Genomic DNA, 25,194 nt, shown 5'->3' with positions numbered 1-25,194 from the left:
GGTCTCAGGCCGAAGCGCGGCTGGTCAGCCACTCGTCCAGACGGGTCAGGATGTCGCCGCGCAGGCGGTCATCCTCGATCTCATCCAGCGCATCGGCCAGGAAGGACAGCACCAGCAGAACCACCGCCTGTTCCTTCGGAACCCCGCGCGAGCGCAGGTAGAACATCGCGGTTTCATCCAGCGCGCCAGTGGTCGAGCCATGCGAACATTTCACGTCATCCGCATAGATTTCCAGTTCCGGCTTGGCGAGGAACTGGCTGCCCTCGTCCAGCAGCAGGCCTTGGCTGATCTGGTAGCCATCGGTCTTTTGCGCGCCGGGCTTCACCAGGATCTTGCCCTGGAAAATGCCATGAGCGCCGTTCTTCAGCACCTTCTTATAGACCTGGCGGCTTTCGCAGCGCTCGGCGGCATGGGTGATGAAGACGGTGTCGTCATGGTGGAAGCGGCCTTCGCCGCCATCGCCCAGCACGGCTGCCGCGATATGGGCCACCGCGTCATCGCCGACGATCTCGATCACGCCTTCATTGCGCATCATGCTGCCATTCACGGACAGCGTGAAGGATTTGAACAGCGCGCCTTCGCCCACACGGGCAAAGACATGGCCGATACCAACCTTGGCGTCATCCGCACGCTTGCTGGCGATGTGGTGGAAACGCGCCTCGCGGCCCAGTTCAACTTCCATCGCGACGTTCGAACGCGCGCCGATGCCACCGGTTTCCAGCAGGGTCAGTTCCGAGCCTTCCTCAAGCCGGACGACATGGTGGACGGTGACGTCGGCATCCAGCGCCACGCGGCGATACATCACATGCACCGGACGCGAGACCTTACCGGTGACGCGGATCAGCACGCCATCGACTGCCGCCAGCGTGTTCAGCACGGCGAAGGGACGCTTCACCGGCTTCTGGCCCGAGGCTTCCAGCTTACCATACAGGTCAGCCGCCCAATGATCGCCCGCCGCATCGGCAGCGGCCAGCGTCGTGATCTCAAGCCCCTCGCCTTCCAGCGCATCCGAGGCCGAGGCGTCGAAACGTCCGTCGACAAAGACCAGCTTCAGGCGGTCGATTCCGCCGAACAGGGTCGATTCACGGTCGGTATAGGCCAGCGCATCGGCCGTCGGCGCGTTGAAGGGCGCCGGATCGGTATAGCGCCAGTATTCGTCGCGCGCACCGGGCAGGCCCATCGCCTCAAGCCGGGCCGCCGCATCCGCGCGGGCTGCGCGGGTGAAGCCACCGGTGGGCAGGTCCAGTTCCGCCAGACGGGCTGCAAGCGCCGTCCCGGCGGGACGTGCCTTGGCCGCAACCGTCTGGGCGGCAAGAACAGCCGTATCCGCCATTAGCCGACCTCCGCCAGAAGATCGCCATAGCCGTTCTTCTCGACTTCCAGCGCCAGTTCCGGGCCGCCGGTCTTGATGATGCGGCCGTTCGACATGATGTGGACGACATCCGGTTTGATGTGGTCCAGCAGGCGCTGGTAGTGGGTGATGACAAGGAAGCTGCGCTCGGGCGAACGCAGGGCGTTCACGCCTTCGGCCACCAGACGCATCGCGTCGACGTCCAGACCCGAGTCCGTTTCGTCAAGGATGCACATCTTGGGTTCCAGCATCGCCATCTGCAGGATCTCGTTGCGCTTCTTTTCGCCGCCCGAGAAGCCGACATTGACCGGACGCTTCAGCATCTCGGCGTCGATCTGCAGGGTCTTGGCTTTCTCGCGGACCAGTTTCAGGAACTCGCCCGAGGACAGTTCTTCCTCGCCACGCGCCTTGCGCTGAGCGTTCACGGCGGTGCGCAGGAAGGTCAGGTTGCCGACGCCAGGGATCTCGACCGGGTATTGGAAGGCAAGGAACAGGCCCGCTGCGGCGCGCTCTTCCGGCTCCATGTCCAGCAGGTCGTGATCGTAAAGGCTGGCCTCGCCCTCGGTCACTTCGTAGCCGTCGCGGCCCGACAGGACATAGGACAGCGTGGATTTACCCGAGCCGTTCGGGCCCATGATTGCATGGACTTCGCCCGCAGGGACGGTCAGGTCGACGCCCTTGAGGATCTGCTTGTCCTCGTCCTCAAGTTTGACGTGCAGGTTCTTGATGTTCAGCATTATTCTTACCTCAGTCGATGGTGTGGCGGTGCCGGGCCCCGACACCATCAGAATGGATTTCAGGGCGGCCATGCCGTCCTGCGAAGCATTTGCCGCGCTCAAGCCCTTGGCTGGCGCGGCAGCGGATCAACCCACGGACCCTTCCAGCGAGATCGCGACCAGCGATTGCGCTTCCATGGCGAATTCCATCGGAAGCGCCTGAAGGACCTCGCGGCAGAAGCCGTTCACGACCAGCGCCACGGCCTCTTCCTCATCCATGCCGCGGGCGCGGCAATAGAACAGCTGGTCGTCATCGACCTTGCTGGTGGTGGCCTCATGCTCGACACGGGACGAGGTGTTCTTGACCTCGATATAGGGCACGGTATGGGCGCCGCACTGATCGCCGATCAGCAGGCTGTCGCATTGCGTGTAGTTGCGGCTGTTGGTGGCCTTGGGGTGCATGCTCACCAGACCGCGATAGGTATTCTGCGCCTTACCGGCAGAAATCCCTTTGGAAACAATGCGCGAGCGGGTGTTCTTGCCAAGATGGATCATCTTGGTCCCGGTATCGGCCTGCTGCATGTTGTTGGCGATTGCGATCGAGTAGAACTCGCCTTGGCTTTCCTCGCCGCGCAGGATGCAGGACGGGTATTTCCAAGTGATCGCCGAGCCGGTTTCCACCTGCGTCCACATGACCTTCGCCCGCGCCTCGCGGCAATCCGCGCGCTTGGTGACGAAGTTGTAGATGCCGCCCTTGCCTTCCTCGTCGCCGGGGAACCAGTTCTGAACGGTCGAGTATTTGACCTCGGCATCTTCCAGAATGACGATTTCCACGACGGCAGCGTGCAGCTGGGCCACGTCGCGCTTGGGCGCGGTGCAGCCTTCAAGGTAGCTGACATAGCTGCCCTTGTCGGCGATGATCAGCGTGCGCTCGAACTGGCCGGTGTTTTCCGCGTTGATGCGGAAATAGGTCGAGAGCTCCATCGGGCAGCGGGTGCCCGGCGGGATGTAGACAAACGAGCCGTCCGAGAAGACCGCCGAGTTCAGCGTGGCAAAGAAGTTGTCCGATTGCGGCACGACCGAGCCAAGGTATTTCTTGACCAGCTCGGGATGTTCGCGGATCGCTTCCGAGATCGAGCAGAAGATGACCCCGGCTTTCGCCAGTTCATCCTTGAAGGTGGTGCCCACGGAAACCGAGTCGAAGACCGCGTCCACGGCGACCTTGCGGCCTTCCGCCGGGGTGTCACCCGAACCTTCGATACCCGCGAGGATCATCTGTTCCTTCAGCGGGATGCCCAGCTTTTCATAGGTCGCCAGCAGCTTGGGATCGACCTCGTCCAAGGACTTCGGCTTCACTTCCATGCTTTTCGGACGAGCGTAGTAATACTGGTCCTGATAGTTGATCTCAGGATAGTTCAGCATCGCCCATTTGGGTTCGGTCATGGTCTGCCAGCGGCGGAACGCCTGAAGGCGCCACTCGGTCATCCATTCCGGTTCTTCGTTCTTGGCCGAGATCAGCCGGACGATGTCCTCATTGACGCCTTTCGGCGCGTATTCCATCTCGATCTCGGTGTCCCAGCCGTATTTGTAGGACCCCATGTTCTGGACGGTCTCGACGGTCTCGCGGTCTACGCCCTCGCGCACCTCGATTGCATCGCTGATCTGTTCAGCCATCTCAAACCCTTCCTGCGGTTGCCCGCGCTTCGTTCCTTTGTCGCCAGCGCTCATATGCCGCCAGCCAGGCTTCTGCAAAACGCATGACGTCCCGATGGTCCGTGGTCGGCCCGATCGAGACGCGGATTGCATCGCCCGCCCATTCCGTCGCGATCCCCATGGAAGTCAGCACATTGCTGGGCCGCACTTTGCCCGAGGAACAGGCCGATCCCGCCGAAACGGCAAAACCGGCAAGATCCATCTGCATCACCTGGGTCTCTCCGCGCCAACCTGGCGTCAGGACAGACAATGTGTTCGGCAGGCGGCGGGATTCGCGTCCGGGGAATGTAACCATTTCTGCGCCGGATTCCAGTGCGGTCATCAGCGAATCGCGGATGCCTGACACTTTTTCTGCGATACCTTGATCCAGATCATTCTGCGCTGCTTTTGCCGCGGCAGCAAATCCCATGATGCCAATCAGGTTTTCAGTCCCGGCGCGGCGGCCCTGTTCCTGCCCGCCGCCCTTCAGCCGCGCCTGCACATCCGTGCCGCGCTTGACCACCAGCGCACCAATGCCGCGCGGCCCGCCCAGCTTGTGCGCGCTGACGAAGCCCGCATCGATTCCCAGCCAGTTGAAGGCGAAGGGTATCTTGCCAAAGGCTTGCGTCAGGTCGCTGACCGCCAGCCCCTGCGGCAGGTCCTGAATGACGCCAGTTTCCGGGTTGGCCAGTTGCAGCGCCGCCCGCGACGGGTCGGGGACGGCGACCTTGCCGTTGCGGTCCACCTCAAGCTCGGCCCGGCACCATGCCAGCACGGCGGCATGTTCGGCTGGCGCACAGGCCAGATCGCGACCCTGCAGGATCAGCGCAGCGGATTCCGTCGCCCCCGAGGTAAAGATCACATCCGCACCTTCAGCCCCCAGCGCGGATGCGACATCTTCGCGCGCCCGCTCCAAGGCCGATTTCGCCGCCCGCCCTTCGGCATGGACCGAGGAAGGGTTGCCGACGATCTCGGTCGCAGCCAGCATCGCGGCCCGCGCCTCGGGGCGCAAAGGCGCGGTTGCGTTCCAGTCCAGATAAACCCGCTCGGTCATGCGTCCACCTCTGATCCGTAAAGCACCGGCCCGGTCAGTGCATCGGCGATGCGCTCGGCCAGACGGCGCGCGACATCGGTCTTGTCCATGCGCGGCCATTCCTCGGCGCCATCGTCACTGATCAGCGTCACCGCGTTTTCACTGCCGCCCATGATGCCGGTTTCCGGGCTGACATCATTGGCGACGATCCAATCCGCGCCCTTGCGCAGGCGTTTGGCCGTGGCATGGGCGATCACGTCATCCGTCTCGGCGGCAAAGCCCACGACCAGACCGGGGCGCGACTCCTCAAGCCGGGAAAGCCACGCCAGAATATCCGGGTTCTCGGCAAATTCCAGCACCGGAGGCAGGCCCGAGCCATCCTTCTTGATCTTGCTGTCCTGCGCATTGACCACCTGCCAATCGGCCACCGCCGCCGCCATCACAGCGGCATCGGCGGGCAAGGCGGCCTCGACCGCGTCGCGCATCTGGCGGGCGGTCTGGACGCGGATCACCTGAACACCCGTTGGCGGCGGCACATCCGCAGGACCGGTGACAAAGCTGACCCTTGCCCCCAGATCGCGCAAGGCGCTGGCGATCGCCGTCCCCTGCGCACCGCTCGAACGGTTGGCGATGTAGCGCACCGGGTCGATCGGCTCATGCGTCGGCCCCGAGGTCACGATCACATGCCGACCCGCCAGACGGTGGTCCTCGGGTCCGGTCACCACCGCCTCAAGCGGCAGGCGCAGCGGCCTCTCGCGCCCCAGCATGGCGCGGATCGCCTCAAGGATCGTTTCGGGCTCGGCCATGCGGCCCGGACCGTATTCGCCGCAGGCCATGTCGCCCTCATCCGGGCCGACAAAATTGACGCCGTCGCTTTCCAGAATGTCGCGATTGCGCTGGGTCGCCGGATGCAGCCACATGCGCACGTTCATCGCGGGCGCAACCAGCACCGGCTTATCGGTCGCCAGCAGCAGCGTCGAGGCTAGGTCATCCGCCATCCCCGCTGCCATCCGCGCCATCAGATCCGCCGTGGCCGGGGCCACCACCACCAGATCGGCACTGCGCGACAGCTGGATATGGCCCATCTCGGATTCTCGGGTCAGATCGAACAGCTGCGTGTGGCAGGGCTGCTCGGCCAAAGCCGACAGCGTCAGAGGCGTCACGAACTCCGCGCCTGCGCGGGTCAACACGGGCACGACCTCGATCCCCTCGCGCCGCATCTGGCGGATCAGCTCGGGTATCTTGAACGCGGCAATTCCGCCGGCAACGATCAGCAGGACGCGGCTGTCCGGCATATGGCACCCCCTGAAACTTGGTCTTGCCCTGCACATAGGGCGAATGGCCCCTCGCGGCAAGGAATCCTGCCGGATTAACCTTTGGTTAAACACGTTGGGTTAACCCCGAATGGCGGTGAAGGTTTCGGGGACGGGCATGGTCGCGATTGCGCATACGGTGGCCTTCGAAGGGGTCGAGGCACGACCGGTCGAGGTGCAATGCTCGGTCTCGCCGGGAATGCCGGGATTTGGCATCGTCGGTCTGCCGGACAAATCGGTCAGCGAGGCCCGCGAAAGGGTGCGGGCAGCCTTTGCCGCGCTGTCGATCGCCATGCCCTCGCGCAGGGTGACGGTGAACATGTCCCCCGCCAACCTACCCAAAGAGGGTTCGCATTTCGACCTGCCCATTGCGCTGGCCGTTCTGGCAGCGTTGGAAATCGTCCCGGTCGAGGCGCTGGACGGGCTGTTGTCGCTGGGCGAACTGGGGCTGGACGGGCGTTTGGCCCCGGTGACCGGCGCGCTGCCCGCCGCCATGGCCGCAGCCGAAGCCGACCGGGCCCTGATGGTCCCCCGCGCCTGCGGTGGCGAGGCGGCATGGGTCGGCGCGGTTCCGGTATTTGCCCCACGCACCCTGCGGGAGGCGGTGGATCATCTGACCGACCGCGCGCCCCTGCCCCGCGCCGCGCCGGGCGAGGCGCATGATCGTGAGATTTTCGATGACCTGTCCGAGGTCAAGGGCCAGGAACGCGCCCGCCGTGCCATCGAGATCGCCGCAGCCGGTCGTCACCACCTGCTGATGGTAGGACCTCCCGGCGCGACCAAAACCATGCTGGCCCGCCGCATTCCCGGCATCCTGCCGCCCTTGACCCCGCAGGAGGCGTTGGAAACCTCGGTGGTCCACTCGGTCGCAGGGCTGCTGAAGAACGGCAGCATCTCGCGTGAGGCACCGTTCTGTCAGCCCCATCATACCGCCTCGATGGCGGCGATCGTGGGCGGCGGCAGGCAGGCTGGGCCGGGACAGGTCAGTCTGGCCCATAACGGCGTGCTGTTCATGGATGAACTGCCCGAATTCGAGCGCCGGGTGATCGACGCGTTGCGCGAACCGATCGAGACCGGCGAAATCCATGTCTCGCGCGCCAATGCCCATATCCGCTACCCGGCGCGCTTCCTGCTGGTGGCGGCGGCGAATCCCTGTCGTTGCGGTTATCTGGCCGATCCAGCGCAAGCCTGCGCGCGCGCGCCGGTCTGTGGGGGCGATTACATGGCAAGGATATCGGGCCCGATGATGGACCGTTTCGACATGCGGATGGAAGTGCCGCAGATCACGCTTGAGGAAATCCAGATGCCGGGCAAGGGCGAAAGCTCGGCTCAGGTCGGCGCACGTGTCGCCGCTGCCCGGGTGCTGCAAAACCAGCGCTTCGCCACCGATCCCAAGGCCCGGGTCAATGCCGACGCATCGGGCCGGTTGCTTGAGGAAATCGCGCCACTCGATGCCGAATGCCGCGATCTGTTTTCACGCGCTGCCGCACGGTTCGGGATGACGCCACGCGGCTATCATCGCATCCTGCGGGTGGCTCGGACCATCGCCGATCTGGATGCCTCAACCGAGATCCGCGCGCCGCATCTGGCCGAGGCGCTGTCCTTCCGGCTGGTTTTCGGCAGCCCGGACTGATCAGCCGCGCGCGGCCAAGCGCCCCTCGATTGCATCCCAGATCAATGCAGCGGCATTGATGCCATCGAAACGCTCAAGCTCTTGAATGCCGGTGGGCGAGGTCACGTTGATCTCGGTCAGCCAGCCGTCGATCACGTCGATGCCGGTGAAGATCAGGCCCTTTTCGCGCAGGACCGGGCCGATGATTGCGCAGATTTCATGCTCGCGCTCGGTCAGGCCGATTTTTTCCGGGCGACCGCCGACATGCATGTTCGAGCGCGCCTCACCGGCGGCAGGAACACGGTTGATCGCACCGACAGGCTCGCCATCGACAAGAATGATGCGCTTGTCGCCCTTGACCACGGCGGGCAGGAATTTCTGCACGATGATCGGTTCGCGGTTGAGACCCGAGAAGGTCTCGACCAGCGACGAAAGGTTCGGATCGTTCGGTCGCAGGTGAAAGATCCCCGCGCCGCCATTGCCGTAAAGCGGCTTCACGATGATGTCGCCATGCCGGGCGCGGAAGGAACGGATCTGCTCCAGATCGCGGGTGATCAGCGTCGGCGGGGTCAGGTCCGGGAAGTCCAGAACCAGCAGTTTTTCCGGGCAGTTGCGGACCCAGAACGGATCGTTCACGACCAGCGGGTTCGGATGAACACGCTCAAGCAAGTGGGTATTGGTGATGTAGCCCATGTCAAAGGGCGGGTCCTGACGCAGCCAGACCACGTCGAATTCTTCCAGATCGACCTCGGCCCAATCGCCGAAGGTGACATGGTTGCCCTGCTCGCGCCGCAAGGTCACCGGACGCCCTTTGGCGATCACGCGTCCCTCGACATAGCTCAGCTTGTCGGCGGTATACTGGAAAAGCCGATGGCCGCGCGCTTCGGCCTCAAGCCCCAGCCGGAAGGTGCTGTCCGCCGTGATCGAGACATGTTCGATCGGGTCCATCTGGAGGGCGACGTAAAGGTTCATGCAATCAGCTCCGGCACAGTTCAGCCGGAGTTTTCGCCTGACCGCGTCCGCTTTGCAAGCGCCCGCCCTTAGTCCATCGCGAATGCGTTCTCGATGATCTCGACACGCCCGACCTGATCGACCAGCGCCGCATCGAAACGCATCGGCGTTTGCATACCCGAGGCCAGTCCCGCACAGAACTCCAACGCGGCCCGGCAAATCCTGTCGATCTGGCGGTGATCGATGCGTTGGGCTGCCGCCGCATGGGCAGCGGCGGCCTTGACCTCGACAAAGACGAATTCATCGTCGCGGCGCAGGATCAGGTCGATCTCTCCCGAAGGGCCGCGCCAGCGGGTTTCGATCAGCGCATATCCCCGGCTCAGATAGTCCCGGCAGACGGAATCCTCGCCCATCCGGCCTGACGCATAGGCGGTTTCGCCCTTGGCCCGCCGCGATTGCGGGACGTTGACGCCCGTCTTAGCCATCGCGCTCTCTCTTCAACTCCAACGCCAGTGCATAGACCTCGCGGCGGGGTTGCCCGAAACGCGCTGCGACCTGTCCCGCGGCTTCCTTGACCGGCATGTCATCCAGCAGCGCAGACAGGGCGGCGCGCAGGTCGGATTCGGTCGCGACCTTGATTTCGGGATGCCCGAACAGCACCACGACCTCGCCTTTCAACCCCTCGTCGGGGATGCGTTCCAGCAGTTCCGCGGCGGTTCCGCGCATGACTTCCTCGAATTTCTTGGTCAGCTCCCGGCAGATCACCGTGGCCCGATTCGCCTCAATCTCGCACATATTCTCCAACAACTGCTTAACGCGCCTCGGGCTTTCAAAGGTGATGACCGTGGCCTCGATCCCGGCCCAGCTTTCGATCCATTTCCGGCGGGCGGCGGCAGTCGCCGGGGGAAAGCCCACAAACAGAAAACGGTCGCTGGGCAGACCCGACACCGAAAGCGCGGCCAAAGCCGCCGAAGGGCCGGGCAGCGCGCGGACGGTATATCCCGCCTCGGCCACGTCGCGGGCCAGACGGTAGCCCGGATCGGCCACCAAAGGCGTGCCCGCGTCAGACGAATAAGCCACCGACAACCCGTTTTCGAGCGCCTGCAGGATCGCGGGCCGCGCGCGGTCGGCATTGTGGTCGTGATAGGCGATCATCCGTCGGCCGCGCAGCTGGATGCCGTGGATATCCAGCAAATGACGCAGGTTTCGCGTGTCCTCGGCCGCCAGAACATCGGCCGTGTTCAGCACGTCCAGCGCCCGCAACGTGATATCGCGGGCCGATCCGATGGGTGTGGCGACCAGATGCAGTCCCGGCTCGGGTGCCCGGTCGGATACGGTCAGTGAAATCGCGCGTGCCGGAGTCCCGGCCCCCTGCCCGTTCTCGTTCATGGTCAACCCTTTCCGATTGGTTCTGCCGGTGTTCCGGCACGTTGCCAACTTCCCGATATGACAATAACCTGTGCAGGTTAAGACCCCCAGCCCGCAGAACAGGGAATCATGCCATGACCGTCACGTCCACGAGCCGCGGCAGCTTCAGCCTGCGCAGTCCGCTCGCCCGTCTCGCCGCCATCGCCTCGGCCGTATTCCTTGCCGCCTGCGAACCGATCGAGACCGCCCGCTCCGGCCCGTCGACCGGCCCGACCATCGATCCCTCTCAGCCCGTTCCGGTCGCCTTGCTGGTGCCCAGCGGCGGCGGCGCGGATCTGGACTGGCTGGCGCGCTCGCTGACCAATTCGGCCAAGATGGCAGCCGCCGATGCGCAGGGCGCGACGATCGATCTGCGCGTCTACAACTCGGGCGGCGACCCCGGAACCGCCGTCGCCATGGCCAACAAGGCCGCGGATGAGGGTGCCAAGATCATCCTTGGCCCGCTTTTCGCCGACAGCGCCAATGCGGTGGGTCTGGCCATGGCCCCGCGCGGCATCAACGTCCTGTCCTTCTCGAACAATTCGGACATCGCCGGGGGCAATGTCTTTGTTCTGGGCACCACATTCGCCAATACCGCCGACCGGCTGGCAAAATTCGCGGTGCGGAACGGCAAGCGCCGCATTCTGGTCGTGGCCGAGGATGACGCCGCAGGTCAGGTCGGCTCGCGGGCCATTCAGGCGGCGATCCAGCGCAACCGCGGCACGGTCGCAGGCGTCGCCACGCATGCGCTGTCGCAGGAAAGCATCGATCAGGTCGTGCCGAACATCCGTCAGGCCGCCGAATCCGGCAATGTCGACGCTGTCTTCCTGACCGCGAACCAAGGTGCGGTTCTGCCCTATCTGACCGACCGGCTGGCCGATGCGGGCATTACCTCGGCCTCGGTGCAGATGATGGGCCTGACCCGCTGGGATCAGCCTGCCTCGCGCCTGTCGCTGCGGGGCGTTCAGGGTGGCTGGTTCGCCCTGCCCGATCACCGTCTGAAGGGCCAGTTCGACCAGCGCTACCGCGCCGCCTATGGCGAGGCACCGCATGAACTGGGCTCGCTGGGCTATGACGGCGTTGCCGCCATCGCGGCCCTTGCCCGCGCAGGCAAGCGCAATGCGCTGACCACCGCCGGGCTGACCCAGAACTCGGGCTTCCAGGGCATCACCGGTGCCTTCCGTCTGCGCCGCGACGGCACCAACGAACGCGCGCTGTCGGTGGCCACGGTCCGTAATGGCCGGGTCGAGGTCCTTGACGCCGCGCCCAGCAGCTTTGGTGGGATCGGGTTCTGAACTTGAACGACGCCAGCGCCGAAAAACTGCCGCAAAGTGCTCCGGCCCTGCCCGGAGCACATTCGCTGTTCTCGCCCGAAATCTTTCTGCCCTATCTGACAACACAGTTGCAGGACCTTGATGGCCCGCGCGAGATCCGCGCCAGAACTGTCGCGATCCTGTCGCAGGCGCGGGCCAGTGCGCTGGCCGATATTGTCGTGGGCTTTCAGTCCCATCCCCGCGCCGCGCGGGAAACAGTGCGCGCCATTGCCAGCCTGACCGATGCGACGGTGGTTGCGATCCATCATGTCGCGACGACGATCCTGCACCCGCAGACCAATCCCACCGATGCCGAGCGTCTGGCCGTACTGGCCATCGGCGGCTATGGCCGGGCCGAGATGGCGCCGCAATCCGATGTGGATCTGCTGTTCCTGACCCCGTGGAAGGTCAGCGCATGGTCGGAAAGCGTGGTCGAATCCATGCTTTACATGCTGTGGGACCTGAAGCTGAAGATCGGGCAATCCACCCGCTCGATCGACGATTGCCTGCGGCTGGGCGCGGGCGACATTACCATCCGCACCAGTCTGCTGGAGCACCGGCTGGTCTGCGGCTACGCCACCACTGCCGAAACCCTGCGCGACCGGCTGTGGGCCGAGCTTTTCGACAATACCGTCCCCGAATTCATCGAGGCAAAGCTGGCCGAACGCTCGGAACGCCACCGCCGTCAGGGCGGGCAACGCTATGTGCTTGAGCCCAATGTCAAAGAGGGCAAGGGCGGCTTGCGCGACCTGCAAACGCTCTATTGGATCGCGAAATACATCCACCGCGTCGACCGTGCGGTCGAGCTGGTCGATCTGGGCTTCTTCACGCGTGAGGAACACCTGACCTTCTGGCAGGCCGAGGATTTCTTGTGGGCGGTGCGCTGCCACCTGCATCTGATCGCGGGTCGGCCCAGTGACCAACTGACCTTCGACATGCAGGTCGAGGTCGCCAAGGCCATGGGCTATCGCGATCAGGGCGGACGCCGCGCGGTCGAGATCTTCATGCAGGAATATTTCACCCATGCCACCCGCGTGGGCGAACTGACCCGCGTCTTCCTTGTCGCGCTTGAGGCACGGCACCTGTACAAGGCGCCGCTGCTCAATGGTTTCTTCAACCGCCGCAAACGCTTCAAGCCGGGCTTCGTGATGGATCGCGGCCGGTTGAACTATGCCAATGAAAAGCAGTTCCTGGCCGATCCGCTGAATATCCTGCGGCTATTCGAGGAAGCGCTGCGCACCGGCGTGCTGCTGCATCCCGACGCCATGCGCGCGGTCGCGGCCAACCTGAACCTGATCGACGACCATGTGCGCCAGGACCCCGAGGCGGTGCGCATCTTTCTTGACCTGCTGCTGAAGCACGGCAACCCGGAACGCTCGCTGCGGCGGATGAACGAGTTGGGGGTGCTGGCCGCCTTCATCCCGGAATTCGCCCCGGTCGTGGCGATGATGCAGTTCAACGTCTATCACCATTACACGGTGGACGAGCATCTGATCCAATGCGTCGCCGCCCTGTCGGCGATCGAACGCGGCGAGGAAATCGCGGATCTGCCCACGGTCAGCAAGATCATGTCGGCCAAGCCCAACCGCCGGGTGATCTATCTGGCGGTCTTCCTGCATGACATCGGCAAGGGCCGGACCGAGGATCACTCGATCCTTGGGGCAAGGCTGGCGCGGCGGGTCTGCACCCGCTTCGGGCTGGAACCCGATGAGACCGAGACCATCGAATGGCTGATCCGCAACCACCTGCTGATGTCGGACGTGGCGCAGAAGCGCGACATTTCCGACCCGCGGACGCTGCGCGACTTTGCCAAGCTGGTCAAAACGCGAACCCGGCTGGACCTGCTGACCGTGCTGACCGTCTGCGATATTCGCGGCGTCGGTCCCGGCACCTGGAACAACTGGAAGGCCGTGCTACTGCGCAAGCTGCATGCCGAAACCGAAAGGGCGCTGAAGAACGGCCTTGAGGAACTGAACCGCGACCGTCGCATCGGCGAGGCGAAACGCTCGCTGCGGCATCTGCTGACCGCCCGCGACTGGGAGCCGCGCGAGATCAAGGGCGAGTTGGGTCGGCATTACGAAAACTACTGGCCCAGCCTTCCGACCGAGACGCAGTATATCTTTGCCGACCTGCTGCGCGGTCTGGGCGATGACGAAATCCGCATCGACCTGCATCCCGATATCGACCGTGACGCGACCCGCGCGGCCTTTGTTCTGGCCGACCATCCGGGGATCTTCTCGCGCCTTGCAGGGGCGATCGCGCTGGTCGGCGCGAATATCGTCGATGCACGGACCTATACGACCAAGGACGGCTTCGCGACGGCGGTGTTCTGGATGCAGGACAGCGACGGACACCCCTATGCCTCGGATCGGCTGCCGCGCCTGCGCAAGATGATCGAGCGGACGCTTGCCGGCGAGGTGGTCCCTCGCGAAGTCTTGGCCGGGCGCGACAAGCCCAAGAAACGCGACAGCGCCTTCCGCTTCCCGACCCATATCACCTTCGACAACGAGGCGTCGGACGTCTACACGGTGATCGAGGTCGATACCCGCGACCGGCCCGGTCTGCTTTACGACCTGACCCGGACCTTGGCGGAAAACCACATCCAGATTGCCAGCGCGGTGATCGCGACCTTTGGGGCGCAGGTGGTGGACACGTTCTACGTCAAGGACATGTTCGGGCTAAAGCTGCACCAGCCGCAAAAGCGCGAGTCGCTCAGCAAGAAACTACAACAGGCGATCAAGGACGGAACCGAGCGCGCCGAAAAGGCGGAACGAAGCCTTGGCGGCTCGTTCTAGGTTCCGGGATCACGGAAAGAACAAATGCAACCGATCAGACTAATCCGCGGCTTTCTTTCGGTCGGGGCATGGACATTGGCAAGCCGCGTGGTGGGCTTTGTCCGCGACGTGATGATCGCCGCCTATCTGGGCACGGGGCCGGTGGCGCAGGCCTATCTGGTGGCCTTCACCCTGCCCAACATGTTCCGCCGCTTCTTTGCCGAAGGGGCCTTCAATACGGCCTTCGTGCCGATGTTCGCGAAACGGCTGGAAGCCGGCGACAACCCGCGCGGCTTTGCCGAAGAGGCGTTTTCCGGCCTGTTCAGCGTCGTGCTGGTCGTCTCGGTCATCGCGCATCTGGCGATGCCGTGGCTGGTGCTGGCGATGGCGGCAGGCTTCAAGGGCGATGAGCGTTTCGATCTGGCGGTCGTCTATGGCCGGATCTGCTTTCCTTATATCCTGTTCATCTCGCTGACGGCGCTGCTGTCGGGGCTGCTGAACGCGGGCGGGCGCTTCATTGCCGCCGCTGCCGCGCCGGTGCTGATGAACTTCATCCTGATCGCGGCGATGCTGCTGGCCGACTGGAACGGCTGGGACATGGGCAAAGCCATGGCCTGGTCCACGCCGGTTTCGGGCATTGCTCAGCTGTACTGCGTCTGGTGGGCAGCCAAGCGTATGGGCTTTCCGCTGCGCCTGCGCCGCCCAAGGCTCTCGCCCGACATGCGTCGCCTGTTGACAGTTGCCGCCCCTGCCGTGCTGGCCGGAGGGGTCGTCCAGATCAACCTGCTGGTCGGACGTCAGGTGGGGTCATTCTATGACGGGGCAATCGCGTGGCTGACCAATGCCGACCGGCTGTATCAATTGCCGCTTGGCGTCGTCGGCATCGCCATCGGCATCGTGCTGCTGCCCGACATTTCGCGGCGGCTGAAGGCGGGCGATACGGGCGGTGGGCGGCATGCCTATAACCGCGCCGCGGAATTCGCGCTGTTCCTGACCGTGCCCGCAGCCGTGGCGCTGGTGATGGCGGCCTATCCGCTGATCTCGGTCCTGTTCAAACGCGGCGCCTTCCTTGAGGCCGATGTCGGCCCGACCGCGTTGGCATTGGCGATCTACGGCCTTGGCCTGCCTGCCTTCGTGCTGCAAAAGGTGCTGCAACCGCTGTATTTCGCGCGCGAGGACACCCGCAGCCCGTTCCGCTTTGCGATCTGGTCGATGGTGGTCAATGCGGTGATCGCGCTTGGCCTTGCGCCCTTCATCGGCTTTTCCGCCGCCGCCTGGGGCACGACCATCGCCGGTTGGACCATGGCCGCACAGCTATGGCGTGGCACCCGCGCCTATGGCGAGGCCGCCGAACTGGACGAGCGGCTCAAGCACCGTCTGCCCCGCATCATCGGCGCGTCGGCAGTGATGGGCGTGGCGATCTGGGCGACGCTCTCGGCACTTGGTGACACGCTGTACCAACCCGGCACGCGCTATCTGGCACTGCTGGCGTTGGTTGGCGCAGGTGTCGCGGCTTATGGTATCGCCGCGATCCTGCTGGGGGCCTTCCGTCCTTCGGACCTGAAGGCAGGCTTTCGCCGTCAGCGCTGACGGATCTGGCGCATGACCCGGGCGACCCCGCCCGGGATCAGCACGAAGGACATCAGGAAGCCTGTCGCAAAGCCCGCGACCTCGGCGATCCAGGTCTTGTTGCCATCCTGAAAGATGATGCCAAAGACCAGCTGGAACGCCAGAAGCATGCCGATCAGCGAAAACGCCCGCATCCGGTTGGCGTTTTCCTGCCCCAGCCGCGTCCACAGCAGGAAGGTAAAGGCCCCGACCAGACCGTAGACCGCCGGATAGCCGCCGATCAGCGGCTGAAAGCGAAACTGCGGCAAAAGCCCTGCGACCAGCGTGTAGATGAGCGCCCCGCCAATGGCCGAGCCAAAGAACAGCGCCAGAACGGCCCATGTCCGGAACTGATTAGCGACTAGGTTCCCCAGCGCCAAACAGAAGACGATCGTGAAGACCGCACTCATCAGCGACAGATGGACAAAGGAATAGGTCAGGATGCGCCAGCTTTGATCCAGCATGAACACCCCCATCTGCCACAGTTGCAGCACCATTTCGGGGATATAGGCAGTGCGCTCGACCGCGATCTGGCGCATGGCGATGCCCGCCCCCGGCGCGCCGCCCCCGGTCAGGCCCAGTTGCGCCAGTCCGAACACCGCCTCGCAGGCGATCATCGGCAGGACCAGTGCCCAGACCACGGCGGGAACAGGGTTCAGCGGGGATTCGTCGTAACCGGGTCGCATCGTCATCCTCATGCTTGCTCGGGCGGTTGCGCCCGGACCGGTCAAGGGGTAAGCCAGCCTTCGGAAATTTCCAAGCAGGTAGTGCCATGACCACGAGCTTCGCTCCGCGCATCTTCTCCGGCATCCAGCCCTCGGGTGGGCTGACGCTGGGCAATTACCTTGGCGCGCTGAAACGCTTCGCCGAATATCAGGGCAAGGGCGCCGAGACGATCTATTGCGTCGTGGACCTGCATGCGATCACCGTCTGGCAAGACCCCGAGAAACTGCGTCACAACACCCGCGAAGTCGCGGCGGCGTTTCTGGCATCCGGCGTCGATCCCGAAGTTTCGATCCTGTTCAACCAAAGCCAGGTTGCCCAGCATGCGGAGCTGGCATGGCTGTTCAACACCGTCGCCCGCGTCGGCTGGATGTACCGGATGACCCAGTTCAAGGACAAGGCGGGCAAGAACTCGGAAAATTCCAGCCTTGGGCTGCTGGCCTATCCGTCGCTGATGGCGGCGGACATTCTGGCCTATCACGCGACCGAAGTGCCGGTCGGCGAGGACCAGAAGCAACATCTGGAGCTGACCCGCGACATCGCGGCCAAGTTCAACCATGATTACGGCGTCGATTTCTTCCCGATCACCAATCCGCTGATCGAAGGCACCGCCACCCGCGTCATGTCGCTGCGCGATGGGTCCAAGAAGATGTCGAAATCCGACCCTTCGGACGCGACCCGCATCAACCTGACCGACGATGCCGATGCCATCGCGCAGAAGATCCGCAAGGCCCGCACCGATGCCGAGCCGCTGCCGGGTAACATGGAAGGCCTGAAGGACCGCGCCGAGGCCCGCAACCTCGTGAACATCTATGCCGCACTTTCGGGTGAAACTGCGGATCAGGTACTGGCGCGTTTCGAGGGTCAGGGCTTTGGTGCCTTCAAACCCGCTTTGGCCGAAGTCGCGGTCGAGGTGCTGGCCCCGATCACCGCCAAGATGACCCAGTACATGGCCGATCCTGCGGAAATCGACCGCATCATGGGCCGTGGCGCGGATCAGGCGGCGGCCATCGCCCAGCCCATCGTCGAGCGGACCAAGGAAATCATGGGCATGATCCGTTCGCGCTGAAGCGACGGAAAAATCAGCCCTTTCCGCGCGGGATGTGCTAGGCTCATCCCGTGCGAGAACGGATATTCAGATGACGGACATCCTGTCCCGGTTGCTTGGCGCGCGGCCTTGGCTTCTGGCCGATGGCGCGACCGGAACCAATCTTTACAATATGGGCCTTCAGCCCGGAGACGCCCCCGATCTGTGGTGCGAAACCCATCCCGAGCGGGTGCGTGAATTGCATCGTCAGATGATCGCAGCGGGTGCCGATCTGATCCTGACCAACAGCTTCGGCGCCAATGCCAGCCGCTTGCGTCTGTCGGGTGCAGGGACCCGCGTTGCCGCGATCAACCATGCCGCGGCGCGCTTAGCACGCGAGGCGGTGGTGGAATCCGACCGCGATGTCATCGTCGCGGGTTCGATCGGCCCGACCGGCGAGATCATGGCCCCCGTCGGTCGCCTGACCGAGGCCGAGGCCACGCGCCTGTTCACCGAACAGGCCGAGGCCCTGAAGGATGGCGGCGTCGACATTCTATGGATCGAAACCGTCAGTGCGGTTGAAGAAATGCGTGCCGCCGCCAAAGCCGCGCAGACGACCGGCCTGCCATGGTGCGGCATGATGAGCTTTGAGCCGGGCGGACGCAGCATCATGGGCGTCAGCCCGCCGCAACTGGCGACGCTGGTCGAACGCCTGCCCTATCCTCCTGTCGCCTATGGCGCGAATTGCGGCACGGGTCCGGCAGAGCTTCTGCTGGCGATGTCCGGTTTTTCGGCAGCCGGATCGGAACGCCCTCTGATCGCCAAGCCCAATGCCGGGGTTCCTCGCTTTCAGGATGGCGGGCTGATCTATGACGGCACGCCCGAGGTCATGGCCGAATTTGCGGTGCTGGCGCGCGACATGGGCGTCAGGATCATCGGCGGCTGCTGCGGGACCACGCCCGAACATCTGGCTGCGATGCGGGGCGCGCTGGAGCAGCGCCAGCCCGGTGCGCGCCCGACGCGCGAGGTGATCTCGTCCCGCATTTCGGGCGCGATGGCCGGGAGTTAAAACAGCGACAGTTGATCGCCTGCGCGGGGCGGTGGCCCGAACAGGCTGCGATCCAGCACCGGCTGCGGGCTGTCCAGCCCCAGCCTTCGACGGGCGAGGCGGAAGCGCTGGTGCAGCAACTCGGCCTCGACTCCTTCACCGCGCATCCGCGCGCCAAAGCGTGGATCATTGTCGCGCCCGCCGCGCATGGCCTGAATGCGCGCCATGACATGCGCAGCCTTGCCCGGATGGTGACGCTCCAGCCAATCGCGAAACAGGGGTGCCACCTCAAGCGGCAGGCGGATCGGGATCATGCTGGCCGCATGTGCCCCGGCGTCGCGGGCCGCCTGCATGATCCGCTCCATCTCATGTTCGTTCAGGACCGGGATCATCGGCGCGGTAATGACCCGCACCGGCACACCCGCGCGGGCCAAGGCCTCGATCATCCGCAGCCGGGTGGCAGGCGCGGGGGCGCGTGGCTCCATCTGACGCGCCAGATCCGCGTCCAGTGTCGTGATCGAAACGCCTGTGCTGACCAGCCGCCGTGCCGCCATGTCCCCCAGCAGCGCCACATCGCGCAGCACCGTCGCCCCCCGCGTCACCAAGCTCATCGGGTGGTTCCACGCCGACAGAACCTCAATACAGCCGCGCATGATCCCCATCTTGGCCTCAAGCGGCTGATAGGGGTCGGTATTCGTCCCGAAGGCGATGGGCGCGACCGCATAGCCGCGCCGCCCGATCTCGGCCGCCAGCAATTCGGGCGCATTGGGCTTGGCGGTCAGTTTGGTTTCGAAATCCAATCCCGGCGACAGACCCAGATAGGCGTGGCTGGGTCGGGCAAAGCAATAAATGCAGCCATGTTCGCAGCCCCGATAGGGATTGACCGAGCGGTCGAAGGGAATGTCGGGCGAGGCATTGCGCGCGATGATCGAACGCGCGCGTTCCTGGGTGACCTCGGTTCGCAACAGTGCCTGTTCCTCGGGGATATCCCAGCCGTCATGTTCGCGTTCCTGCTGATATGGCTCGAATCGGCCAGCCGGGCGGGTATCCGCCCCACGGGCGCGCAGGATTTCATCAGGGTTTCGCGGCGGCAGGGTCATGCGGTCAGAATACGCCGCAAGCAAGAACATATCAAGAACATCACGATTGACGCATTCGTCAGGCACGAAGGTCTTTTCCTTCACGCCGTTCAGTCACATAATCGACCTATAGGAGGTCGACATGCCGCTTCCGCATTTCCTGATCCTGCTTCTTGCCGTGATTCTGGCCGCGGGCCTGACCATCTGGCTGGTAACCGCGATCGGTGTGCCGCTTTACGTTTCGGGACTGATCGCGCTTAGCGCAGCCGCCATCGTGCATCTGGTCGTGCGCGTGGACCACTAGAGGGGCCATATGGCCTGCCCTGCGCACGGCCTGAACGCGCGTGCGACCAGCAAAACGATGGCAAAAAGGACAGGTTCCTTCACCGCCTCATCATCGCCAGAATGGACCCATAGTTCAGCAGTCTCTGCAATGTGAATCGCGACAACTCTTTTCGAATCAAGGAAAGTTCAGTCCAAGTCATGTCCCAGACCGTGCCTCCCCTGACCCTTGTTTCCATCGTCTGCCCCTGCTTCAACGAAGAGGACGGCCTGCGGGAGTTCGTGCAACGCATCGGGCAGGTCATGCGCGGCGCAGGCCAGCCCTATGAGATCGTCTTCGTCAATGACGGCAGCCGCGACGGGACTCTGGCGTTGATGCACGAACTGGCCGAGGCCGAGCGCAATATCACCGTGGTCAATTTCAGCCGCAATTTCGGCAAGGAAATCGCGCTGACCGCCGGGTTGTGCCATGCCACCGGCGATGCCGTCATCGCCATCGACGCCGATCTGCAAGACCCGCCCGCCCTGATCCCGACATTCCTTGAGCGCTACCGCGAAGGCTATGACGTGGTCTATGGCCGCCGGATCGAAAGACAGGGCGACAGCTGGCTGAAAAAGACCACCGCGCATGGTTTCTACCGCGTGATGCGCCGCCTTGGCCCGGTCCCCCTGCCCGCCAATGTCGGGGATTTCCGGCTGATGAGCCGCCGTGCGGTATCCGCCCTGCTGCGCCTGCCCGAGGCGCATCGCTTCATGAAGGGCCTGTTCGCCTGGGTCGGCTTCAAGTCCTGTGCGGTCGATTACGTGCGCGAGCCGCGCTTCTCGGGCACGAGCAAGTGGAAATACGCCCAGCTTCTGAACCTCTCGATCGAGGGGATCACCTCATTCACCACGGTTCCGCTGCGGCTGACCACCTATCTGGGCTTCCTGATCGCGCTTTTCGCCTTTGGCGGCGGTGCCTATTACCTGATCCGCACCCTGCTGATCGGCGAGGACGTGCAGGGTTTCCCGACGCTGTTTCTGACCATCCTGTTACTGGGCGGCGTGCAGCTGATCGCCTTGGGGGTGATCGGCGAATATCTGGGCCGCATCTTCAACGAAACCAAGCGCCGCCCGCTGTTTCTGGTCGACGACATCCACTGGTCCGAGGCCGGCGCATCCCGCCGCAAGGATCGCGACGCCTTCCTTTACGGCATCCCGCCGGTGCTGCCCGTGGATGTCCAACCGCGTCCGCAGCCTGCGGGCGAGACCGTGTTACCGTTGATGGGTGGTGCGGAAAATCGCGCGCGATGACAGGATGTAATTGACGACCGAGGCAATGCCGATCGCCAGGGCCAGCGCAGCATATAGCGGCATGCCCGCCATACGGAACAGGAACAGCATTCCTGCACGCATGCCCCAGACGACCACGCTCCACAGCATGAACAGGATGTAGCGGCGCGACAGGCCCGGCTGGCCCTTCGATCCGAAGGTCAGATGCTCATGCCAGAAAAACACCGCCGTCGCGCTGAAAACCATGGCCAGCGCCAGCGCCGTTTCGGGTGATATGCCCAAGGCGCGCACCGCCACCAGGGTCACGATGTAATCGACCACCGCACCAAAGGCAGAGCCTCCGGCAAAGACGCCATATCGTTTCAGTTGTGCAATCACCGGTTTTCCAGCTCGGCATCCCAGTACAGAAAGTCCATCCAGGTCTGGTGCAACTGGTCCGCCGCGCCCGGCAGGCGCATGGCTGCCGCATCAAGCTGATACGAGGTCGGGGCAAAGGGCGGACGCAGCAGCTTCAGCCCGGCCTGCTCGGGAGTCTTGTTGCCTTTGCGCAGGTTGTCCTTGCTGCAGCAGGACACGATATTCAGCCAGTTCGACTGTCCGCCTTTGCTGCGCGGCACGATGTGGTCAAAGGTCAGGTCGCGGGCCGGATAGCGCTTGCCGCAATACTGGCAGCGGAATTCGTCACGCAGAAACACATTGTAGCGGGTGAAGGCGACATGCTTGCGCTTGCGAAAGGTCTTCAGCGCGATGACGGCGGGAACGTCGTATTCGCGGGCAGCGGTGCGGATCTGGATATCGTCATAGGCCTTCACCTGCACGACCCGGTCCTGAAACACCGACACGATGGCCTGCTGCCAGGTGCAGACCGACAGCGGTGCATAGCTGAGCGGCTGCATGTCCGCGTTCAGGATCAGCGTCCGAAGGTTCTGAAGCGGCAGGTTCATGCGTTACCTCCGGGCCGGGGGCGTGCGCCGTCCTGAGCGAAATGAAAAAGGCGCGTGGTAATCACGCGCCTTGGGAAATCTTGTGGAAACTTGGGGTATACGCCTATGGATTCGTAGCCCTTTCCCACCGCGGGAAGGGGGAAGCCCGGACTTTGACGCGAGTCTCGCCACTCGCGCAAGGGAACCATCCTGAGTTTTCCAAGGTCGTCCAGCATCGGCCCTCTGCCTTATCTGTGCAGGGTAATTCATCGGAACGTCTTGCGGACAACTATATATCGTGACCGCAGTCAGACAATACCCTCAATATATGTCCTGCCAAATCATTAACCCCGATGCGTGACATCGACGTGACAGGCGATGTCCGCCAAATCCCTCATGCGCCACGGCAAGTTTTGCCAGATGTGAACCGCGGCAAGGGTCATTGCTTCCAATCAGGCGGTGCTGGCTTTCCGGTCACCGCAATGTCAGGATCGGGACATGGCGAAACCACCCAGCCTGATCGGCACGCTGGAGACCGCGCTTTATGCGCGCGATCTTGATCGTGCGTCGGTGTTCTGGACTGAGGTCATGGGCCTGCCCCGGATCGGCTATCAGCCCGATCGGCATGCGTTTTTCCAATGTGGGGAACAGATCCTGCTGGTCTTCAATCCGGACGCAACCCGCAGACCGCCAACCGCGGGATCACCCGTGCCCGTTCCACCGCATGGCGCCGAGGGCGAGGGTCACTTCTGCATTGGCGTCGAGGATGCGCAGATGGATGCGTGGCGGCAGCATCTGCAGGCCGCAGGCATCAGGATCGAGGCCGATTTCGTCTGGCCGCAGGGGGGAAGATCGATTTATTTCCGGGACCCGGCAGGCAATTCCATCGAATTGGCCGAACCCCGGATATGGAGCCTGATGCGGGTGGATCAGCGGCGGGCGCGTACCACGACTTTCTGAGCTTGCGGCCGACGCATCGCCATTGCCAGAAGCATCCCGGCAGGAAGGACAGCGGTCAGGGCCATCAGGATCAGATTCATCGCAAAATCTCCTCGCTAACTGATTCCAAGGTAATCCCCGACCCTGCGACTTCAAGGGCAATTATGCGCGATATGAAGTTACCCCGCGGAAAACCGCTCTCTCAGGAAGGCCAAAGCGACCGACAACCCATCGGGCGAAATCCCGTGCGGCGTGCGTTTCATCACATGGGTCCGGACCGAGAAACCAGCCCCAGCCAGCGCATCGGCAGCCAGCGCCATGCTTTCGAAAGGCACGACCGGGTCCTGATCGCCATGCGCAAGCAGGATCGGCGGGCGGGATTTCACGTCGCGGGCCAGCGCCTCGGGGTCCAGAAGCCGACCCGAAAAGCCGACAACGCCCGCCAGTTCCGCGTCGCGGCGTGGCGCGACTTCCAGCGACATCATCGTGCCTTGCGAGAAACCAACCAGCGCCAGACGCGACGGCGCAAGACCTTCGTCTTTCAGAACTTTATCAAGGAAAGCATTGATGTCGCGGAATGATTCCTCGGCCGAGGCGCGGGCCTGCTCGGGCGTCGAGCCGTCCATCCACGGGATCGGAAACCACTGGAAACCCATCGGATTGTTGATACAGCGTTCCGGCGCGTCCGGGGCATAAAATGCCGTGCGCGGCAGATGCGGCTGCATCGGATCGGCCAGCCCCAGCAGGTCGGCCCCATCCGCACCATAGCCATGCAGGAAGACGACCACCGAATCCGCCTTGGCCGGTCCCGTCCGTTTTGCATTGAGTTCCCGCGTCATCTGACCCCCTCGCGTCCTTTTGCCAGCCGGTAATAGGCCCAGAGCCCGCGTGCCGCAACCGCACGCCATGGTCGCCACGGTTCGGCCAGTTCGATCAGCGCCCGCGGCCCCGGCCGATCCGGCAGATCGTAAAGCAGCCGCGCTGCCTCGGCCAAGGCCAGATCGGCGGCGGCAAAGACATCCGCCCGCCCCAACGCGAATTTCAGATAGATTTCAGCGGTCCAGCGCCCGATCCCCGGCAAGGAAGTCAGCGCGGCAATGGCGTCTTCGTCGGAAAGATCGCGCAGGCCGGGCCAGTCCAGTCCCGCCCCGGCGATGCCGCGCAGGTAGCGGATCTTGGACCGCGACAGGCCGGTCGCGCGCAGGTCCTCATCGCTGGCTGCCGCAATGCCTACCTCATCGCCCAACCCGGCCGCGACCATGCGTGCGACGATGGCACTGGCGGCATGGGTCGAAATCTGCTGCGACACCACGGCATCGCGGATTGACACGAATCCTTCGTCCCAGCGCCGCAGCGGCAAGGGACCAAGCTGGGGCAGCACCCGCGCCCAGACCGGGCAGACCCGCGCCAGATGGGCCGCGCCCTCGTCCAGATCCGCCGAGCCGCGAATCACCCGAATCATGCGTCGGGGCTGCTCTCGCTGGTCAGCCGGGCCTCTTCCTTCAGACGTGTCTCGAACGCCATTGAGATGTGACGGCGCAAGGCAGCCTCGGCACGGGCCTCATCGCGGAGAGTGATCGCATCGACGATCTCCTGGTGCTCGTCCAGCGTCACCGTGTCGCGCCCCTTTGCCGCCAGCGTCGTGCGCGCCATCAGGGCCATGCTGCGATGCACAAGGTCCAGCTGCTGCACCAGATAGCGGTTGTGCGAGGCCAGATGGATCTGATGGTGAAAGCGCCGATTGGCACGCGACAGCGCCTGCGGATCGCCAAGGATCTTGTGATCCTCATCGACCATTCCGGCCAGCACCCGGATTTCCTCGGGCGTAGCATGGCGGGCGGCAAGGCGCGCGGCCAGAGCCTCAAGCTCGGCGCGAACGGTATACAGCTCGGCCAACTGGTTGTGATCCAGTGTGGCCACGATCAGGCTGCGCCCGTCGCGCTTCAGCATGGACTGGGTTTCCAGTCGCTGCAGCGCTTCGCGTACCGGGGTCCGCGAGACGCCGAAACGCTCGGCCAGCTCGGATTCGACCAGCCGGTCGCCGGGGCGATAGATGCCGTTGTCGATGGCGGAAAGGATCAGGGAATAGGCGTCTTTCATGCGGCGCACGATCCTGTTTCGCGCGCGGGAT

The 25,194-nt window shown here is 64.0% G+C and carries 24 protein-coding genes; 9 read left to right on the top strand and 15 right to left on the bottom strand.

What is annotated here, in order from left to right; all coding sequences use genetic code 11:
* Nucleotides 1–4 precede the first annotated feature (4 nt).
* From GL300_RS17255 to coaBC, 5 genes are all read right to left on the bottom strand, one after another.
* Nucleotides 5–1,333 carry a SufB/SufD family protein gene (locus GL300_RS17255; RefSeq protein ID WP_155040901.1) on the bottom strand — a complete coding sequence of 443 codons (1,329 nt, stop codon included), beginning with the start codon at nt 1,331–1,333 and terminating at the stop codon, nt 5–7.
* Nucleotides 1,333–2,088, bottom strand: a complete 756-nt coding sequence (sufC, locus tag GL300_RS17250; protein ID WP_155040900.1) for a Fe-S cluster assembly ATPase SufC — start codon at nt 2,086–2,088, stop codon at nt 1,333–1,335. The genes GL300_RS17255 and sufC overlap by 1 nt, the downstream gene beginning before the upstream one ends.
* A gap of 126 nt (nt 2,089–2,214) precedes the next feature.
* A complete protein-coding gene (gene sufB, locus GL300_RS17245; RefSeq protein ID WP_155040899.1) occupies nt 2,215–3,741 on the bottom strand; it encodes a Fe-S cluster assembly protein SufB in 1,527 nt (508 codons plus the stop codon).
* Nucleotide 3,742: 1 nt separating this feature from the next.
* Nucleotides 3,743–4,813 carry a cysteine desulfurase family protein gene (locus tag GL300_RS17240; RefSeq protein WP_155040898.1) on the bottom strand — a complete coding sequence of 357 codons (1,071 nt, stop codon included), beginning with the start codon at nt 4,811–4,813 and terminating at the stop codon, nt 3,743–3,745.
* Nucleotides 4,810–6,087, bottom strand: a complete 1,278-nt coding sequence (gene coaBC / locus GL300_RS17235) for a bifunctional phosphopantothenoylcysteine decarboxylase/phosphopantothenate--cysteine ligase CoaBC (protein ID WP_155040897.1) — start codon at nt 6,085–6,087, stop codon at nt 4,810–4,812. Before coaBC ends, GL300_RS17240 begins: the two co-directional genes overlap by 4 nt.
* Before the next feature lie 136 nt (nt 6,088–6,223).
* Here coaBC and GL300_RS17230 point away from each other — a divergent pair, with 136 nt between their 5' ends.
* A complete protein-coding gene (locus tag GL300_RS17230) occupies nt 6,224–7,738 on the top strand; it encodes a YifB family Mg chelatase-like AAA ATPase (RefSeq protein ID WP_155040923.1) in 1,515 nt (504 codons plus the stop codon).
* On the opposite strand, the gene gshB is transcribed toward GL300_RS17230, so the two are convergent.
* The 3 genes from gshB to rsmI form a co-directional block, all read right to left on the bottom strand.
* Nucleotides 7,739–8,689, bottom strand: a complete 951-nt coding sequence (gene gshB, locus GL300_RS17225) for a glutathione synthase (protein ID WP_155040896.1) — start codon at nt 8,687–8,689, stop codon at nt 7,739–7,741. It lies immediately after the preceding gene.
* 68 nt (nt 8,690–8,757) lie between these two features.
* Nucleotides 8,758–9,153 carry a YraN family protein gene (locus GL300_RS17220; protein ID WP_155040895.1) on the bottom strand — a complete coding sequence of 132 codons (396 nt, stop codon included), beginning with the start codon at nt 9,151–9,153 and terminating at the stop codon, nt 8,758–8,760.
* On the bottom strand, nt 9,146–10,057 hold the full coding sequence (gene rsmI, locus GL300_RS17215) for a 16S rRNA (cytidine(1402)-2'-O)-methyltransferase (RefSeq protein ID WP_155040894.1): 912 nt from the start codon (nt 10,055–10,057) through the stop codon (nt 9,146–9,148). Before rsmI ends, GL300_RS17220 begins: the two co-directional genes overlap by 8 nt.
* A gap of 113 nt (nt 10,058–10,170) precedes the next feature.
* Here rsmI and GL300_RS17210 point away from each other — a divergent pair, with 113 nt between their 5' ends.
* The 3 genes from GL300_RS17210 (at nt 10,171) to murJ (ending at nt 15,752) form a co-directional block, all read left to right on the top strand.
* Nucleotides 10,171–11,370 carry a penicillin-binding protein activator gene (locus tag GL300_RS17210; protein WP_155040893.1) on the top strand — a complete coding sequence of 400 codons (1,200 nt, stop codon included), beginning with the start codon at nt 10,171–10,173 and terminating at the stop codon, nt 11,368–11,370.
* Nucleotides 11,371–11,435: 65 nt separating this feature from the next.
* Complete coding sequence (locus tag GL300_RS17205; RefSeq protein ID WP_394207083.1) at nt 11,436–14,183, top strand: [protein-PII] uridylyltransferase; 2,748 nt, start codon at nt 11,436–11,438, stop codon at nt 14,181–14,183.
* A gap of 24 nt (nt 14,184–14,207) precedes the next feature.
* Nucleotides 14,208–15,752 carry a murein biosynthesis integral membrane protein MurJ gene (gene murJ / locus GL300_RS17200; RefSeq protein ID WP_155040891.1) on the top strand — a complete coding sequence of 515 codons (1,545 nt, stop codon included), beginning with the start codon at nt 14,208–14,210 and terminating at the stop codon, nt 15,750–15,752.
* On the opposite strand, the gene GL300_RS17195 is transcribed toward murJ, so the two are convergent.
* Entirely contained in the window at nt 15,743–16,456 is a 714-nt protein-coding gene (locus GL300_RS17195; RefSeq protein ID WP_155040890.1) for a rhomboid family intramembrane serine protease, read from the bottom strand. The genes murJ and GL300_RS17195 overlap by 10 nt on opposite strands.
* 86 nt (nt 16,457–16,542) lie before the next feature.
* Between GL300_RS17195 and trpS the strand changes: the two genes are divergently transcribed.
* Nucleotides 16,543–17,562: a tryptophan--tRNA ligase gene (trpS, locus tag GL300_RS17190; RefSeq protein WP_155040889.1), complete on the top strand. Its 1,020-nt coding sequence runs from the start codon at nt 16,543–16,545 to the stop codon at nt 17,560–17,562.
* Between the two features lie 70 nt (nt 17,563–17,632).
* Nucleotides 17,633–18,589, top strand: coding sequence for a betaine--homocysteine S-methyltransferase (gene bmt / locus GL300_RS17185; protein ID WP_155040888.1), 957 nt, complete (start codon nt 17,633–17,635; stop codon nt 18,587–18,589).
* Here the strand turns inward: bmt and GL300_RS17180 are convergent.
* The gene (locus GL300_RS17180) at nt 18,586–19,668 is read right to left on the bottom strand and encodes a PA0069 family radical SAM protein (protein ID WP_155040887.1); all 1,083 of its coding nucleotides are present in this window, start codon (nt 19,666–19,668) and stop codon (nt 18,586–18,588) included. The genes bmt and GL300_RS17180 overlap by 4 nt on opposite strands.
* A gap of 121 nt (nt 19,669–19,789) precedes the next feature.
* Between GL300_RS17180 and GL300_RS26205 the strand changes: the two genes are divergently transcribed.
* Both GL300_RS26205 and GL300_RS17175 read left to right on the top strand, forming a co-directional pair.
* Nucleotides 19,790–19,951, top strand: a complete 162-nt coding sequence (locus GL300_RS26205) for a hypothetical protein (RefSeq protein ID WP_170297700.1) — start codon at nt 19,790–19,792, stop codon at nt 19,949–19,951.
* A 179-nt stretch (nt 19,952–20,130) separates the two neighbouring features.
* Nucleotides 20,131–21,222, top strand: a complete 1,092-nt coding sequence (locus GL300_RS17175) for a glycosyltransferase family 2 protein (RefSeq protein WP_155040886.1) — start codon at nt 20,131–20,133, stop codon at nt 21,220–21,222.
* Here the strand turns inward: GL300_RS17175 and GL300_RS17170 are convergent.
* Nucleotides 21,184–21,579, bottom strand: coding sequence for a GtrA family protein (locus GL300_RS17170; RefSeq protein WP_170297699.1), 396 nt, complete (start codon nt 21,577–21,579; stop codon nt 21,184–21,186). The genes GL300_RS17175 and GL300_RS17170 overlap by 39 nt on opposite strands.
* Nucleotides 21,576–22,145 (bottom strand): HNH endonuclease, encoded by a 570-nt coding sequence (locus GL300_RS17165; protein WP_155040884.1) that lies wholly within the window; start codon nt 22,143–22,145, stop codon nt 21,576–21,578. Before GL300_RS17165 ends, GL300_RS17170 begins: the two co-directional genes overlap by 4 nt.
* Before the next feature lie 477 nt (nt 22,146–22,622).
* Here GL300_RS17165 and GL300_RS17160 point away from each other — a divergent pair, with 477 nt between their 5' ends.
* Nucleotides 22,623–23,084 carry a VOC family protein gene (locus tag GL300_RS17160; protein ID WP_155040883.1) on the top strand — a complete coding sequence of 154 codons (462 nt, stop codon included), beginning with the start codon at nt 22,623–22,625 and terminating at the stop codon, nt 23,082–23,084.
* 158 nt (nt 23,085–23,242) lie between these two features.
* Here the strand turns inward: GL300_RS17160 and GL300_RS17155 are convergent, their stop codons facing one another.
* The 3 genes from GL300_RS17155 to GL300_RS17145 are packed head-to-tail and all read right to left on the bottom strand — an operon-like array spanning nt 23,243 to nt 25,163.
* A complete protein-coding gene (locus tag GL300_RS17155) occupies nt 23,243–23,902 on the bottom strand; it encodes an alpha/beta hydrolase (RefSeq protein WP_155040882.1) in 660 nt (219 codons plus the stop codon).
* Nucleotides 23,899–24,525: a DNA-3-methyladenine glycosylase family protein gene (locus GL300_RS17150; RefSeq protein WP_155040881.1), complete on the bottom strand. Its 627-nt coding sequence runs from the start codon at nt 24,523–24,525 to the stop codon at nt 23,899–23,901. Before GL300_RS17150 ends, GL300_RS17155 begins: the two co-directional genes overlap by 4 nt.
* On the bottom strand, nt 24,522–25,163 hold the full coding sequence (locus GL300_RS17145; protein ID WP_155040880.1) for a GntR family transcriptional regulator: 642 nt from the start codon (nt 25,161–25,163) through the stop codon (nt 24,522–24,524). Before GL300_RS17145 ends, GL300_RS17150 begins: the two co-directional genes overlap by 4 nt.
* Nucleotides 25,164–25,194: the final 31 nt, after the last annotated feature.

Origin of the sequence: Paracoccus litorisediminis, assembly GCF_009711205.1 — a bacterium.
Lineage (GTDB): Bacteria > Pseudomonadota > Alphaproteobacteria > Rhodobacterales > Rhodobacteraceae > Paracoccus > Paracoccus litorisediminis.
This window is presented reverse-complemented; position numbering and strand designations above follow the sequence as displayed.

What these genes read in the sequence shown, in the direction of transcription:
- GL300_RS17255 (WP_155040901.1), bottom strand. Translation starts at nt 1,333, where the DNA reads ATGGCGGATACGGCTGTTCTTGCCGCCCAGACGGTTGCGGCCAAGGCA.
- sufC (WP_155040900.1), bottom strand. Translation starts at nt 2,088, where the DNA reads ATGCTGAACATCAAGAACCTGCACGTCAAACTTGAGGACGAGGACAAG.
- sufB (WP_155040899.1), bottom strand. Translation starts at nt 3,741, where the DNA reads ATGGCTGAACAGATCAGCGATGCAATCGAGGTGCGCGAGGGCGTAGAC.
- GL300_RS17240 (WP_155040898.1), bottom strand. Translation starts at nt 4,813, where the DNA reads ATGACCGAGCGGGTTTATCTGGACTGGAACGCAACCGCGCCTTTGCGC.
- coaBC (WP_155040897.1), bottom strand. Translation starts at nt 6,087, where the DNA reads ATGCCGGACAGCCGCGTCCTGCTGATCGTTGCCGGCGGAATTGCCGCG.
- GL300_RS17230 (WP_155040923.1), top strand. Translation starts at nt 6,224, where the DNA reads ATGGTCGCGATTGCGCATACGGTGGCCTTCGAAGGGGTCGAGGCACGA.
- gshB (WP_155040896.1), bottom strand. Translation starts at nt 8,689, where the DNA reads ATGAACCTTTACGTCGCCCTCCAGATGGACCCGATCGAACATGTCTCG.
- GL300_RS17220 (WP_155040895.1), bottom strand. Translation starts at nt 9,153, where the DNA reads ATGGCTAAGACGGGCGTCAACGTCCCGCAATCGCGGCGGGCCAAGGGC.
- rsmI (WP_155040894.1), bottom strand. Translation starts at nt 10,057, where the DNA reads ATGAACGAGAACGGGCAGGGGGCCGGGACTCCGGCACGCGCGATTTCA.
- GL300_RS17210 (WP_155040893.1), top strand. Translation starts at nt 10,171, where the DNA reads ATGACCGTCACGTCCACGAGCCGCGGCAGCTTCAGCCTGCGCAGTCCG.
- murJ (WP_155040891.1), top strand. Translation starts at nt 14,208, where the DNA reads ATGCAACCGATCAGACTAATCCGCGGCTTTCTTTCGGTCGGGGCATGG.
- GL300_RS17195 (WP_155040890.1), bottom strand. Translation starts at nt 16,456, where the DNA reads ATGCGACCCGGTTACGACGAATCCCCGCTGAACCCTGTTCCCGCCGTG.
- trpS (WP_155040889.1), top strand. Translation starts at nt 16,543, where the DNA reads ATGACCACGAGCTTCGCTCCGCGCATCTTCTCCGGCATCCAGCCCTCG.
- bmt (WP_155040888.1), top strand. Translation starts at nt 17,633, where the DNA reads ATGACGGACATCCTGTCCCGGTTGCTTGGCGCGCGGCCTTGGCTTCTG.
- GL300_RS17180 (WP_155040887.1), bottom strand. Translation starts at nt 19,668, where the DNA reads ATGACCCTGCCGCCGCGAAACCCTGATGAAATCCTGCGCGCCCGTGGG.
- GL300_RS26205 (WP_170297700.1), top strand. Translation starts at nt 19,790, where the DNA reads ATGCCGCTTCCGCATTTCCTGATCCTGCTTCTTGCCGTGATTCTGGCC.
- GL300_RS17175 (WP_155040886.1), top strand. Translation starts at nt 20,131, where the DNA reads ATGTCCCAGACCGTGCCTCCCCTGACCCTTGTTTCCATCGTCTGCCCC.
- GL300_RS17165 (WP_155040884.1), bottom strand. Translation starts at nt 22,145, where the DNA reads ATGAACCTGCCGCTTCAGAACCTTCGGACGCTGATCCTGAACGCGGAC.
- GL300_RS17160 (WP_155040883.1), top strand. Translation starts at nt 22,623, where the DNA reads ATGGCGAAACCACCCAGCCTGATCGGCACGCTGGAGACCGCGCTTTAT.
- GL300_RS17155 (WP_155040882.1), bottom strand. Translation starts at nt 23,902, where the DNA reads ATGACGCGGGAACTCAATGCAAAACGGACGGGACCGGCCAAGGCGGAT.
- GL300_RS17150 (WP_155040881.1), bottom strand. Translation starts at nt 24,525, where the DNA reads ATGATTCGGGTGATTCGCGGCTCGGCGGATCTGGACGAGGGCGCGGCC.
- GL300_RS17145 (WP_155040880.1), bottom strand. Translation starts at nt 25,163, where the DNA reads ATGAAAGACGCCTATTCCCTGATCCTTTCCGCCATCGACAACGGCATC.